General features: G+C 70.7%; 14 protein-coding genes. 12 read left to right on the top strand and 2 right to left on the bottom strand.

Annotated features, from left to right (window positions below):
- Window positions 1–264: 264 nt before the first annotated feature.
- The 7 genes from AB0C33_RS45565 to whiA all read left to right on the top strand — a co-directional run bounded on the left by AB0C33_RS45565 (window position 265) and on the right by whiA (window position 6,887).
- Entirely contained in the window at window positions 265–681 is a 417-nt protein-coding gene (locus tag AB0C33_RS45565) for a Rieske (2Fe-2S) protein (RefSeq protein WP_358300207.1), read from the top strand.
- Between the two features lie 270 nt (window positions 682–951).
- Window positions 952–1,392, top strand: a complete 441-nt coding sequence (locus AB0C33_RS45560; protein ID WP_358300204.1) for a Rieske (2Fe-2S) protein — start codon at window positions 952–954, stop codon at window positions 1,390–1,392.
- Between the two features lie 76 nt (window positions 1,393–1,468).
- Window positions 1,469–1,921, top strand: a complete 453-nt coding sequence (locus tag AB0C33_RS45555) for a Rieske (2Fe-2S) protein (protein WP_358300201.1) — start codon at window positions 1,469–1,471, stop codon at window positions 1,919–1,921.
- Between the two features lie 129 nt (window positions 1,922–2,050).
- Window positions 2,051–3,955, top strand: a complete 1,905-nt coding sequence (gene uvrC, locus AB0C33_RS45550) for an excinuclease ABC subunit UvrC (RefSeq protein WP_352323041.1) — start codon at window positions 2,051–2,053, stop codon at window positions 3,953–3,955.
- A gap of 44 nt (window positions 3,956–3,999) precedes the next feature.
- Window positions 4,000–4,866 (top strand): RNase adapter RapZ, encoded by an 867-nt coding sequence (gene rapZ / locus AB0C33_RS45545; protein WP_352323031.1) that lies wholly within the window; start codon window positions 4,000–4,002, stop codon window positions 4,864–4,866.
- An 11-nt stretch (window positions 4,867–4,877) separates the two neighbouring features.
- Window positions 4,878–5,834 carry a uridine diphosphate-N-acetylglucosamine-binding protein YvcK gene (yvcK, locus tag AB0C33_RS45540; RefSeq protein ID WP_352323040.1) on the top strand — a complete coding sequence of 319 codons (957 nt, stop codon included), beginning with the start codon at window positions 4,878–4,880 and terminating at the stop codon, window positions 5,832–5,834.
- 72 nt (window positions 5,835–5,906) lie between these two features.
- Window positions 5,907–6,887: a DNA-binding protein WhiA gene (gene whiA / locus AB0C33_RS45535; RefSeq protein WP_138714326.1), complete on the top strand. Its 981-nt coding sequence runs from the start codon at window positions 5,907–5,909 to the stop codon at window positions 6,885–6,887.
- A gap of 187 nt (window positions 6,888–7,074) precedes the next feature.
- On the opposite strand, the gene AB0C33_RS45530 is transcribed toward whiA, so the two are convergent.
- On the bottom strand, window positions 7,075–7,761 hold the full coding sequence (locus tag AB0C33_RS45530) for a hypothetical protein (protein ID WP_358300198.1): 687 nt from the start codon (window positions 7,759–7,761) through the stop codon (window positions 7,075–7,077).
- A gap of 182 nt (window positions 7,762–7,943) precedes the next feature.
- Between AB0C33_RS45530 and gap the strand changes: the two genes are divergently transcribed.
- The 5 genes from gap (at window position 7,944) to AB0C33_RS45505 (ending at window position 11,709) form a co-directional block, all read left to right on the top strand.
- Window positions 7,944–8,948: a type I glyceraldehyde-3-phosphate dehydrogenase gene (gene gap / locus AB0C33_RS45525; RefSeq protein ID WP_352364430.1), complete on the top strand. Its 1,005-nt coding sequence runs from the start codon at window positions 7,944–7,946 to the stop codon at window positions 8,946–8,948.
- A gap of 37 nt (window positions 8,949–8,985) precedes the next feature.
- Window positions 8,986–10,173: a phosphoglycerate kinase gene (locus AB0C33_RS45520; protein ID WP_358300194.1), complete on the top strand. Its 1,188-nt coding sequence runs from the start codon at window positions 8,986–8,988 to the stop codon at window positions 10,171–10,173.
- A gap of 1 nt (window position 10,174) precedes the next feature.
- Window positions 10,175–10,960: a triose-phosphate isomerase gene (gene tpiA, locus AB0C33_RS45515; protein WP_357705739.1), complete on the top strand. Its 786-nt coding sequence runs from the start codon at window positions 10,175–10,177 to the stop codon at window positions 10,958–10,960.
- Between the two features lie 99 nt (window positions 10,961–11,059).
- A complete protein-coding gene (gene secG, locus AB0C33_RS45510; RefSeq protein ID WP_090942947.1) occupies window positions 11,060–11,290 on the top strand; it encodes a preprotein translocase subunit SecG in 231 nt (76 codons plus the stop codon).
- Window positions 11,291–11,364: 74 nt separating this feature from the next.
- A complete protein-coding gene (locus AB0C33_RS45505; RefSeq protein ID WP_103961760.1) occupies window positions 11,365–11,709 on the top strand; it encodes an RNA polymerase-binding protein RbpA in 345 nt (114 codons plus the stop codon).
- 49 nt (window positions 11,710–11,758) lie between these two features.
- Here the strand turns inward: AB0C33_RS45505 and AB0C33_RS45500 are convergent, their stop codons facing one another.
- The gene (locus AB0C33_RS45500; RefSeq protein ID WP_358300191.1) at window positions 11,759–13,363 is read right to left on the bottom strand and encodes an amidohydrolase; all 1,605 of its coding nucleotides are present in this window, start codon (window positions 13,361–13,363) and stop codon (window positions 11,759–11,761) included.
- Window positions 13,364–13,387: the final 24 nt, after the last annotated feature.

Genomic DNA, 13,387 nt, shown 5'->3' with positions numbered 1-13,387 from the left:
GCCGACCGTGCGCCGACCGTGCGCCGACCGTGCGCCGACCGTGCGCCGACCGTGCGCCGACCGTGCGCCGACCGTGCGCCGACCGTGCGCCGACCGTGCGCCGACCGATCGTTGCCGCGACGGTGACCGTATCGGTCACCCGATGGGCGGACCGAGGGGTGGGGCCAATAAAGTTGAAGCACGGGTAACGGCTTGACCTGCTGGGGGTCGGCGGAGACGCGAAGGGTCGGCTAATTCATGACGGTGACGAATCAGGGCGAAGCCATGCCCGAAAACGGTGGCGGCATCGGGCGGCGCGAGATGCTCGGCGTGGCTGGGGTGGCCGCGTGCGGGCTGGCGCTGGCCGGGTGCGGGGCGGGGGACGCCAAGGCGCAACCCGCGTCGGGGATCAAGGGCAAGGTGCTCGCCAAGACGGCGGACGTGCCCGTCGGCGGCGGCACGATCGTGCAGGAGTGGCGGATCGTGATCACGCAGCCCACGAAGGGCGTCTACAAGGCGTTCAGCGCGGTCTGCACGCACAAGGGATGCACGGTGGGCACGCCCAAGGACAACGTCATCACGTGTGCGTGCCACGGCAGCGAGTTCGCCGCCGACAGCGGCCAGGCCACCAAGGGGCCCGCGACCGCGCCGCTGACGGTCTACCAGGTCAAGGTGGAGGGCGACGGCATCGTCGTGGTCTGAGGCCGGGGTCTGAGGCCGGGGTCTGAGGCCGGGGCTCAGGACACGGTCTGAGGGCCTGTCTCGGGATGGGGCTGAGGACGCGCTCGGAGAGCGTGGGCTCAGGGACGGTCTGAGGGGGCGGGCCGGGGAAGGCTTGTTCTGGGTAATTGTGCGTGGTTTCCGGGATTGGGGGCGTGCAGGCTGAACCGGTGCGGGGGCGCCGGCCGTACCTGCATGTGAGACCGAGACCTGGGAGGACGCACCATGACAGAAACGACGCGCCGGACGGTCATGCTCGGCGCCGGAGGCGCCGGGCTCGCGGCGGTTCTGACGGCGTGCGCGAGCTACGGTTCGCCGACGACGGCGGCGAACGAGGCGCCGGCCACCGAGGAAACGGCCGCCGGGGAGCCGTCGTCGGAGCCCAAGAAGAAGGTGAAGAAGAAGGCCAAGGCGCTGGCCGACACCGGCGACATCCAGGTCGGCGGCGGTGCGGTCTTCAAGGACCAGAAGGTCGTGGTGACGCAGCCGATCGAGGGGGAGTTCAAGGCGTTCGCGGCGATCTGCACCCATGCGGGATGCACGGTCGCCAGCGTCTCGAACGGCACCATCAACTGCCCCTGCCACGGCAGCAAGTTCAAGATCGAGGACGGTTCGGTGGCCGACGGCCCCGCCGGCGCGCCGCTCGCCGAGAAGAAGATCACCGTGGATGGCGACAAGATCAGACTCGCCTAATCCCCGTCTCATGAATTTCTCACCTGCCTCCGGTTGGGTGGAACGCATGGGAGATGACCTTCGAAGCCGTCGGGCAGTGATAGCGGGCGTGGGCGCGGGCGGGCTGGCCCTGGCGATCAGCGCCTGCGGCGGAAGCACCGAGACCCCGGCGGCCACCGCCCCCGACGCGGGCGGCCAGTCGAGCGCGGCGCAGCCGGGCGCATCGCAGTCCAGCGCCCCGCAGTCGAGTGCCCCGCAGGCCGGCGGCGCGCTGGCCAAGACCGCCGACATCCCCGTCGGCGGCGGCACGATCTTCAAGGACCAGAAGATCGTGGTGACGCAGCCGACGGCGGGTGAATTCAAGGCCTTCAGCGCGATCTGCACGCACAAGGGTTGCCCCGTGGGCAGCGTCGCGGACGGCGCGATCGTGTGCCCGTGCCACGGCAGCAAGTTCAACATCGCCGACGGCTCGGTCACCAACGGCCCGGCCGACAAGCCGCTGGCCGCCCAGCCGATCAAGGTGGAGGGCGACCAGATCACCCTGGCCTGACCGCGGGCGTGATCCATGGCCTGACCCGAGAACGCGGTGAGCCCCGTCGTGCCGTCCGAAGGCTCGGCGGGTCACCTTGTCGGTGGCGCCTACTAGTCTTTGACCGTGGCGAGAGCAGCGGGCAGCCCCTTGAGTTTCCGGCCCAGACCAGGTTCGATCCCCGAGTCGCCGGGGGTCTACCGGTTCAGGGACGCGCACGGCCGGGTGATCTACGTCGGCAAGGCCAAGAGCCTGCGGCAGCGGCTCAACTCCTACTTCGCCGACTTCTCCGCGCTGCACCCGCGCACCCAGTCGATGCTCACCACGGCCGCCGACGTCGACTGGACCGTCGTGGGCACCGAGGTCGAGGCGCTGCAGCTCGAATACTCCTGGATCAAGGAGTTCGACCCGCGCTTCAACGTCAAGTACCGCGACGACAAGTCCTACCCCTACCTCGCGGTGACGATGGGGGAGGATTTCCCGCGCGTCCAGGTCATGCGGGGCGCCAAGCGCAAGGGCACCCGCTACTTCGGCCCCTACTCGCACGCCTGGGCCATCCGCGAGACCGTCGACCTGCTGCTGCGCGTCTTCCCGGTGCGCACGTGCAGCGCCGGGGTGTTCAAGCGGGCCGGGCAGATCGGCCGTCCGTGCCTGCTGGGCTACATCGACAAGTGCTCGGCGCCGTGCGTGGGCCGGGTGACCCCGCAGGAGCACCGCGAGCTGGCCGAAGACTTCTGCGACTTCATGGCGGGCAACACCACCCGCTTCATCAAGCGCCTTGAGAAGGACATGCGCGAGGCCGCCGCCGAGCAGGAGTACGAGCGGGCGGCCCGGCTGCGCGACGACATCCAGGCGCTGCAGCGCGCGCTGGAGAAGCAGGCCGTGGTGCTCGGCGAGGCCACCGACGCCGACGTGATCGCGCTGGCCGAGGATCCGCTGGAGGCCGCCGTCCAGGTGTTCTACGTGCGCGGGGGCCGCATCCGCGGTCAGCGGGGCTGGGTGGTCGACAAGGTCGAGGAGACCTCGCCCGGCGAGCTGGTCGAGCAGTTCCTGCTGCAGATGTACGGTGAGGCCGGCCCCGAGTCGATGCCGCGCGAGGTGCTCGTGCCCGCGCTGCCGCCCGACGCCGAGGCGGTCGCCGAGCTGCTGACCGAGCAGCGCAGGGCCCGGGTCGAGGTGCGCGTCCCGCAGCGCGGCGACAAGAAGGCGCTGATGGAGACCGTCGAGCGCAACGCCAAGGAGTCGCTGGCCCAGCACAAGATCCGCCGCGCCGGCGACCTGACCACGCGCAGCAAGGCGTTGCAGGAGATCGCCGACGCGCTCGACCTCGACCAGGCGCCGCTGCGCGTCGAGTGCTACGACGTCTCCCATCTGCAGGGCGAGAACGTCGTGGCGTCCATGGTGGTCTTCGAGGACGGTCTGGCGCGCAAGAGCGAGTACCGGCGCTTCGCGATCAAGACCAAGGAGGGCGACGTCGCCTCGATCCACGAGGTGATCATGCGGCGGTTCCGGCGTTACCTGGAGGAACGTTCGGCCACCGGCGAGCTGGCCGCCGAGGACGACGACGGCCACGGGCCCATCGACCCCGAGACCGGCAAACCGCGCAAGTTCGCCTACCCGCCCAACCTGGTCGTCGTCGACGGCGCGGGCCCCCAGGCGGCCGCCGCGCAGCGGGCGCTCGACGAGCTCGGCATCGACGACGTCGCGGTGTGCGGCCTGGCCAAGCGGCTGGAGGAGGTGTGGTTGCCCGGCGACGACCAGCCAGTGATCATGCCTCGTTCAAGTGAGGGTCTCTACCTGCTGCAACGCGTCCGCGACGAAGCACACAGGTTCGCCATCACCTACCATCGTTCCAAGAGGTCCAAGTCAGTGAAGGAGAGCGCGCTCGACGGCGTGCCCGGCCTCGGGCCGGCGCGCAGGCAGGCGTTGCTCAAGCACTTCGGCTCCGTCAAGAAGCTACGCGAGGCCAGCGCGACCGAGATCTGCGAGGTTCCCGGCATCGGGCCGGCCCTCGCCGAGGTCATCGTGTCGACGCTGAAGGGAGATACATCGTGAACACCCGCGAGGGAGCGCAGGGTGTCGGCGAACGGAGTGAGGCCATGAGCACCGAGCCGGCGTTCGTCATCGTCACCGGCATGTCCGGGGCGGGGCGCAGCACGGCCGCCAAGGCGCTGGAAGACCTGGGCTGGTTCGTCATCGACAACCTGCCGCCGGGGCTGCTGTTCGCGATGGCGGAGGAGGCGGGCAAGGTCAAGCTGGCCGCCGACAAGGTGGCCGCGGTCGTCGACGTGCGCAGCCTGGCCTTCACCACCGACCTCAACGCGGCCATCGAGGAGCTGGAGGGCCGCGGCGTGCGCGTGCGGGTCGTCTTCCTCGAGGCCAGCGACGAGGAGCTGGTGCGCAGGTTCGAGAACGTCCGCCGGCCCCACCCGCTGCAGGGCGAGGGCCGCCTGGTCGACGGCATCACCCGCGAGCGCGGCATCCTGCGCGAGGTGCGGGCCAACGCCGACCTGGTGATCGACACCTCGTCCCACAACGTGCACGACCTGCGCAACAAGATCGTCGCCTACTTCGGCGGCGATGACCGTCCGGGGCTGCGGCTCAACGTCGTCTCGTTCGGGTTCAAGTACGGCCTGCCGGTCGACGCCGACCTCGTCGTCGACTGCCGTTTCCTGCCCAACCCCCACTGGGTGCCCGAGCTGCGGCCGATGAACGGCCTCGACGCGCCGGTCAGCGACTACGTGCTCGGCCAGCCGGGCGCCAAGGAGTTCCTCGACGCCTACGAGGAGGTCCTGCAGGTCGTCGCCACCGGCTACGCCCGCGAGGGCAAGAGCTACGCGACCCTGGCCGTGGGCTGCACGGGCGGCAAGCACCGCAGCGTGGCCATGGCCGAGCAGGTCGCCGCCCGCCTGCGTGACCGTGGCATGGAGGTCCAGGTCAGTCACCGGGATGTGGGGCGGGAGTGACCCATGAACGTATGGAGGCGGGGCTGCCCCATCCGCTGAACGGCCCCCGCGTGGTGGCCCTCGGCGGCGGCCACGGGCTCTACGCCTCGCTGTCGGCCTTACGGGTCGTGACCGACCGGCTGACCGCGGTGGTGACCGTGGCCGACGACGGCGGCTCCAGCGGCCGGCTGCGCCGCGAACTCGGCGTGCTGCCGCCCGGCGACCTGCGCATGGCGCTGGCCGCGCTGTGCGGCGACGACGAGTGGGGCATCACCTGGAGCGAGGTCGTCCAGCACCGCTTCCGCAGCGAGGGCGAGCTCCACGGGCACGCCGTCGGCAACCTGCTGATCGTGGCGCTGTGGGAGCTGCTCGGCGACTCGGTGGCCGGCCTCGACTGGGTGGGCCGGCTGCTCGGCGCGCACGGCAGGGTGCTGCCGATGGCCTCGGTGCCGCTCGACATCGTGGCCGAGGTCGAGCTCGACGGCGTCACCTCGACCGTGCGCGGCCAGGTCGCCTGCGCGCTCACGCCGGGCCGGGTGCAGGCCATCTCCCTGGTGCCGGAAGACCCGCCGGCGCGTCCTGAGGCGGTCGCCGCGGTGCACGAGGCCGACTGGCTGGTGTTCGGGCCGGGCTCGTGGTTCACCAGCGTGCTGCCGCACCTGAAGGTGCCCGAGCTGGCCCGCGCGCTGCACGACAGCAAGGCCAAGCGGCTCGTCACCCTCAACCTGGCCCCCCAGCCGGGCGAGACCGACGACTTCTCCCCCCAGCAGCACCTGGAGGTGCTCCGCCAGCACGCCCCCGACCTGGCCTTCGACGTCGTGCTGGCCGACACCGGCGTGGTCGACGACCTCGACGCCCTGGACAAGGCCGCGGCGGCGCTCGGCGCCCGGCTCGTCCTGGCCGACGTGGCCGCCGCCGACGGCTCGCCCCGGCATGACCCACGACGTCTTGCCTCCGTCCTGGACGAGATTTTCCTCCAGAAGCGTTGATCCTGGTCGGCGTGGCGCGAAGGTGCGAGAGACTGGCGGGAGCCGGTCTGAATGGGGGAAGGACTAACGCTTATGGCGATGACAGGTGTGGTGAAGGACGAACTGAGCCGCCTGCCGGTGCTGAAACCGTGCTGCCGCAAGGCGGAGGTGTCCACGCTGCTGCGGTTCGCCAGCGGCCTGCACCTGGTGGGCGGCCGCATCGTGATCGAGGCCGAGCTCGACACCAACGCCACCGCGCGGCGGCTGATCAAGGACATCGGCGAGGTGTTCGGCCACAAGGCCGAGGTGCTCGTGCTCGCGCCGGCCGGGCTGCGCAAGGGCTCGCGCTACGTGGTGCGCGTCTACCGCGACGGTGAGGCGCTGGCCCGCCAGACGGGCCTGATCGACAACCACGGGCGCCCGGTGCGCGGCCTGCCCCGGCAGGTCGTGGCCGGTGCGGCCTGCGACGCCGAGGCGGCCTGGCGGGGCGCCTTCCTGGCGCACGGCTCGCTGACCGAGCCGGGGCGGTCGATGTCCCTGGAGGTCACCTGCCCGGGGCCGGAGGCCGCGCTCGCGCTGGTCGGCTCGGCCCGGCGGCTGAAGATCCACGCCAAGGCCCGGGAGGTGCGCGGCGTCGACCGCGTCGTGGTCCGCGACGGCGACGCGATCAGCGCGCTGCTCACCCGCCTCGGCGCGCACGACAGCGTGCTGGCCTGGGAGGAGCGCCGGATGCGCCGCGAAGTGCGGGCCACCGCCAACCGGCTGGCCAACTTCGACGACGCCAACCTGCGGCGTTCGGCGCGGGCGGCCGTCGCGGCGGGCGCGCGGGTGCAGCGCGCGCTGGAGATCCTCGGCGAGGAGGCGCCGGACCACCTGGTGGTGGCCGGGCGGCTGCGGGTGGAGCACAAGCAGGCGTCGCTGGAGGAACTGGGCCAGATCGCCGACCCGCCGCTGACCAAGGACGCCATCGCCGGGCGCATCAGGCGGCTGCTGGCGATGGCCGACAAGCGCGCCTCCGACCTGGGCATCCCGAACACCGAGGCCAACCTCACCGTCGACATGCTGGCGCCGTAGCGGGCTCGCCGCCGTGCGGGCGCCCGCGGATCCGTCCGGGAGACCCCCATCCCGTACGGCTCCGCGCGGTGGCCCGCACGCGCCGACGTCCCTGCAGGCCCGTCATGGCCGGTCGTGAGGGCTCACGGGCCGCTCGCCGTGACGAAGCGCGCTGTGGGCCGCCCGGCGGCTGCTCAGTGGGCGTCCGTCAATCCCTGGCGGGCTTGCGCGGCGTGAACAGGTCCGCGGGCGCGGCCTGCTGCCCGGGCGACTGCGCGAGCACCTGTGCGGACGACTGGGCGGGCGGTTGCGCGGGCTCGAAGGGCGCCCGGTACTCCTGCCCGGCCTCCTCCGCCGCCTCCTGGGCGGCCAGGGCGGCCCGGTCGGCGCGGCGTACGCGGAAGACGCGCAGCGTGACCAGCAGGAGCGCGGCCACGGCGGCGACGGCGATGTACAGCCACATCTGCCACGTCTGCGCGAGCGGCTCGCGGTAGACCGCCAGGGCGCGGGGAAGCCCCTCGCCGGCGTTGGCCACCGTGATGTCGCCGATCTGCGGGGAGAAGGGCGTGCCGGTCGCGGAGGTGTGCCGCGCGGCGCCGAGGATGATGGACACGCCCGAGATCTGGCCGCCGGCGACGGCCGCCGCCGCGTACAGGGCGGCCACCACCGGCAGCGCCCGGTTGCGCGGGCGGGCCGCGCCCACGGCCAGGGCGACCAGCAGCGCGATCAGGAGCGACAGCGTCACCGACAGGGCGTGGCCGTTGCCCAGTGTGGCCACGGCCTTCGGCAGCCGGTCCTGGAACAGCACCGCGAGCCCCAGGGCCGCCGCGCAGACCAGCGCGGCGACCAGCCCCGCGATCAGTCCAGGAAGCAGGCCGGACCGCTTATGTGACATCTCAGCCCCCAGAGAATGCACGAATTTACTCCGACGAGTCGGGCACTTTACTCGAAGCTCGCAAATTGCGCCCCCTGAACGGGGATACGCAGGGCGGTACCTGCAGTGGTCTAAACCAATTTGGGTCCGATAGTGTTCGTGGTTGAGATTCAACCGCCATCTGTTCGAGGAGATCGGTTTCCGTGAGCATCCGCGTAGGCGTCAACGGCTTCGGCCGCATCGGTCGCAACTTCTGGCGCGCGGTCGCCGCCAGCGGCAAGGACATCGAGATCGTCGCGGTCAACGACCTGACCGACAACGCGACGCTCGCCCACCTGCTGAAGTACGACAGCATCCTGGGCCGTCTGCCGTACGAGGTGAAGGCCTCCAGCGACGAGATCACCGTCGACGGCAAGGCGATCAAGGCGTTCGCGGAGCGCGACCCGGCCAAGCTGCCCTGGGGCGACCTCGGCGTCGACGTCGTGGTGGAGTCCACCGGCCTGTTCACCGACGCCTCCAAGGCCAAGGTGCACGCCGACAACGGCGCCAAGAAGGTCATCATCTCCGCGCCGGCCAAGAACGAGGACGTCACCATCGTGATGGGCGTCAACGAGGGCGTCTACGACCCGGCCAGCCACACGATCATTTCCAACGCGTCCTGCACCACCAACTGCCTGGCCCCGATGGCCAAGGTCCTCCACGACACCTTCACCATCGAGAAGGGTCTGATGACCACCATCCACGCCTACACGCAGGACCAGAACCTGCAGGACGGCCCGCACAAGGACCTGCGCCGCGCCCGCGCCGCCGCCCTCAACGTGGTGCCCACCTCCACCGGCGCCGCCAAGGCCATCGGCCTGGTGCTGCCCGAGCTCAAGGGCAAGCTCGACGGCTTCGCCATGCGCGTGCCGATCCCCACCGGCTCGGCCACCGACCTCACCGTCGACGTCAGCCGCGAGGTCACCGCCGAGGAGGTCAACGCCGCGGTCAAGGCCGCCGCCGAGGGCCCGCTCAAGGGCATCCTCAGCTACACCGAGGACGAGATCGTCTCCTCCGACATCGTCACCGACCCCCACTCCTGCATCTTCGACGCCGGCCTCACCAAGGTCATCGGCAACCAGGTCAAGGTCGTCGGCTGGTACGACAACGAGTGGGGCTACTCCAACCGCCTCGCCGACCTGATCGAGCTGGTCGGCCGCGACCTGTGAGCGTGACCGAGGCCGCTGCGGGAACAGGAGCATGAGCATGCGCACGCTCGACGATCTCGACGTCAAGGGGCGGCGCGTGCTCGTGCGCGCCGACCTCAACGTCCCGCTCGACGGGGAGAAGATCACCGACGACGGCCGCATCCGCGCGTCGGTGCCGACGATCCAGGCGCTGGCCGGGCGCGGCGCCAAGGTCGTCGTCTGCGCCCATCTGGGCAGGCCCAAGGGCAAGGTCAATCCCGAGTACTCGCTCGGGCCGGTGGCCGCCCGCCTGGGCGAGCTGCTCGGCCAGGACGTCGCCTTCGCCGCCGACGTGGTCGGCGACAGCGCCCGGCAGACGGTCGAGGCCCTCCAGGAGGGCCAGGTCGCCCTGCTGGAGAACCTGCGCTACGAGCCGGGCGAGGAGTCCAAGGACGACGCCGTCCGCGGCGCGTTCGCCGAGAAGCTGGCCGCCCTGGCCGAGCTCTACGTCGGCGACGGCTTCGGCGCGGTGCACCGCAAGCACGCCAGCGTCTACGACGTGCCCAAGCTGCTGCCGCACGCGGCCGGCGGGCTGGTCGTGGCCGAGGTCGAGGTACTGCGCAGGCTGACCGAGGACACCGAGCGTCCCTACGTGGTCGTCCTGGGCGGGGCCAAGGTCTCCGACAAGCTGGGCGTCATCGCCAACCTGCTCACCAAGGTCGACCGGCTGCTGATCGGCGGCGGCATGGCCTACACCTTCCTCAAGGCCCAGGGCCACGAGGTGGGCCGGTCGCTGCTCCAGGAGGACCAGCTCGACCAGGTGCGCGGCTTCCTCGCCGAGGCCGGCAAGCGGGGCGTCGACCTCGTGCTGCCGGTCGACGTGGTGGCGGCCGTCACCTTCGCGGCCGACGCCGAGCACGAGGTGGTCGAGGCCACCGCGATCCCGGCCGACCGCGAGGGGCTCGACATCGGCCCCAAGACGCGCGAGCTGTTCGCGAGCAAGCTGGCCGACGCCAAGACCGTCTTCTGGAACGGCCCCATGGGCGTGTTCGAGTTCGACGCGTTCTCCGGCGGCACCAGGGCGGTGGCCGAGGCGCTCATCGGCTCCGACGCCTTCACGGTGGTCGGCGGCGGCGACTCCGCGGCGGCCGTGCGCAGGCTCGACCTGCCCGAGGACGGTTTCTCGCACATCTCCACCGGCGGCGGGGCCAGCCTGGAATACCTTGAGGGCAAGACCCTTCCCGGACTCGCGGCTCTGGAGGACTGAGGTGGCCCAGCAGCGCAAGCCGCTCATCGCCGGCAACTGGAAGATGAACCTCAATCACCTTGAGGCCATCGCCCTGGTCCAGAAGCTGGCGTTCGCGCTCAGCGACAAGGACTTCGACAAGGCCGAGGTGGCCGTCCTGCCGCCCTTCACCGACCTGCGCAGCGTCCAGACGCTGGTCGACGGCGACAAGCTGCGCATCGTCTACGGGGCCCAGGACCTGTCCCAGTACGACGGCGGCGCCTACACCGGCGAGGTGTCGGGCGTCATGCTGGCCAAGCTCGGCTGCACGTACGTGGTCATCGGCCACTCCGAGCGCCGCCAGTACCACGGCGAGGACGACGATCTCGTCAACGCCAAGGTGCAGGCGGCCTACCGGCACTCGCTCACGCCCATCCTGTGCGTCGGCGAGGGGCTGGCGGTGCGCCAAGAGGGCGGCCACATCGCGCACAGTCTCGGTCAACTCGACGGCGCCCTGCGCAAAATCAGCGCCGAGCAGGCAAAATCGATAGTGGTGGCCTACGAGCCCGTGTGGGCGATCGGCACGGGCGAGGTGGCCACCCCGGAGGACGCCCAGGAGGTCTGCGGAGCGTTGCGGGTGAGACTCGCGGAGCTCTACGACCCCGAAGTGGCCTCCGCGGTCCGTATCCTTTACGGTGGCTCGGTCAAGTCCGGCAATATCGTGGGGATCATGGCTCAACCCGATGTCGACGGCGCGCTCGTGGGCGGTGCCAGCATCGATGCCGGGGAGTTCGCCAAGATCTGCCGATTCTCCGAATTGCCTGGCTAACTGAGTCGTTCTGAGGGTGCGACTTGACACCAGGCCGTACCCTCAAGAGGCAAGTTTGAATCGTCACGCGTAACAGAGCACTGAAGGAACAGGCATACCGTGGAAATCGGAATCTCCATCGCCCTCATCCTGGCGAGCGGTCTCATGATCCTGCTCGTCCTGCTCCACAAGGGCAAGGGTGGCGGCCTGTCTGACATGTTCGGCGGCGGTTTCTCGTCGAACTTCGGTGGTTCCTCGGTGGTGGAGCGCAACCTCGACCGGCTGACCGTCATCACGGGCACCGTCTGGTTCGTCTGCATCATCGCTCTCGGCCTGCTCATGCGGCCTTGAGACAACTGATTAACGCGTGACAGTGATTCTCCCCCCGTGTCACGACGCGGGGCGATCGAGCGAGGAGTTCATCCGTGGGTAGTGGCAACGCGATCCGTGGCAGCCGAGTCGGCGCCGGCCCTATGGGGGAGGCCGAGCGCGGCGAGGCAGCTCCGAGAGTGCGGGTCTCGTTCTGGTGCGCCAACATGCACGAGACGCGCCCCAGTTTCGCCAGCGACGCGGCGGTCCCCGAGACGTGGGATTGCCCACGTTGCGGCCTCCCCGCCGGACAGGACGAGGAGGCCCCGCCTGCCCCGCCCAAGAACGAGCCGTACAAGACGCACCTGGCCTACGTGAAGGAGCGCCGGAGCGACAAGGACGGCAAGGCGATCCTCGAGGAGGCACTGGAGCGCCTGCGCAACAACAAGTCCCCCTGGTAGGCGAGCCGGCGGAAGGGCCCTGGTGCTGGTCACCGGGGCCCTTCGCGCGTCATCGGCCGTGCACCGCCACGCCGTCGACGAACGTCATGCGCACCCGCGTCGTCCAGATGTCGGCCGGGGGCAGCTCGAAGGGGTCGCGGTCGAGCACCACCAGGTCGGCCGGGCGGCCGGGCGCGATCACGCCCGCCGGCGAACGGTTGATCCAGGCCGACCCCTCGGTGTACGCGCTCAACGCCGTGGCCAGGTCGAGGCGCTGGCCGGGCAGGAACGGCGTCTGCGCCGTCGGGTAGCCCGCGTGCACCGATCCGCCCGGTTCGGTACGGTTCACCGCCACGTGCATGCCCTGGATCGGGTCGGCGTCGGAGACCGGCCAGTCGCTGCCCGCGCAGAACCGGGTGCCGTGCGCCTGGAGATCCTTGAAGGGGTACTGCCACGACGAGCGCGGCTCACCCAGGAACGGCAGCGTCAGCTCGTCCATCTGGGCGTGGTGGGTGGCCCACAGGGGCTGCAGGTTGGCCGTGACGCCCAGCGCGGCGAAGCGCGGCACGTCGGACGGCTCGATGATCTGCAGGTGGGCGATGTGGTGGCGGTTGGCCGGGTCGGTGCCCTCGAAGCTGTCCAGCGCCTCGCGCACGGCGCGTTCGCCGATGGCGTGGAAGTGCACCTGGAAGCCCAGCCGGTCCAGCTCGGCGACGTACCGCTTGAGCTTGCCGGGATCGACGTAGGACAGGCCCGTGCCGCCGCACCGGCAGTACGGCTCCAGCGTCGCGGCGGTGAAGTTCTCCGTGATGCCGTCCTGCATGATCTTGACCGAGGTGGCGGCGAACCGGTCCAGCCCTTCGGCGGCGGCCCGCCTGCGGACCAGGTCCTCGATCTGGTCCTCGCCGCGCGTCCTGTCCCACCACAGCGCGCCCACCACGCGGGCGCGCAGCCGGCCCGCGCGGGCGGCGTCGAGGTAGGTGGGAAGCTGGTCGTCCGAGCCGGCGTACGAGCCGACGATGGCGTCCTGCCAGCCGGTGACGCCCAGCGAGAACAGGTGCTGCTCGGCCTCGGCCAGGGCCCGGGCCTGGTCCTCGGCGGTGGGCCGGGGGGCCAGCAGGCCGACGAGGTCCATCGCGCCCTCGTGCAGGACGCCCGACGGGGTGCCGTCGGCGTCGCGCTCGATCCTGCCGTCGGCGGGGTCGGGGGTGTCCCGGGTGATGCCGGCCAGGTCGAGGGCGCGGGAGTTGACCCAGGCGGCGTGGTGGTCACGCTGGATCAGGTAGGCGGGCCGGTCGAGGAAGTCGAGCTGGGAGCGGTGGGGGAGGCCGTTGGGGAAGGCTGACATGTCCCAGCCTCCGCCGTCGATCCACTCTTTTTCTGGATTTTTCGTGGCGTAGTCGGAGATCTTGGCTATGTAGGTGTCTAGGCCGAAGATCTCTGACAAGTCGCACTTCGCTCTTTCGAGTCCGGCTTGTACCGGGTGCATGTGCGCGTCGATGAAGCCGGGGGTGAGCAGGCCGCCGTCCAGGTCGACGGTGTCGTGGCCGGGGGCGCTGCGGGACAGCTCGCTCTCCGGGCCGACGGCGGCGATCACCCCGTCCCGCACCAGCACGGCGTCGCGCCGCACGGCGCCGCCGATGAAGGCGCTGCCACCACGGAAGAGGATGTTCAAGGAGGTTCTCCCTTTCTCAGTGCG

Origin of the sequence: Nonomuraea sp. NPDC048881 (genome assembly GCF_040649795.1) — a bacterium.
In the GTDB taxonomy this organism is placed as follows: domain Bacteria; phylum Actinomycetota; class Actinomycetes; order Streptosporangiales; family Streptosporangiaceae; genus Nonomuraea.
This window is presented reverse-complemented; position numbering and strand designations above follow the sequence as displayed.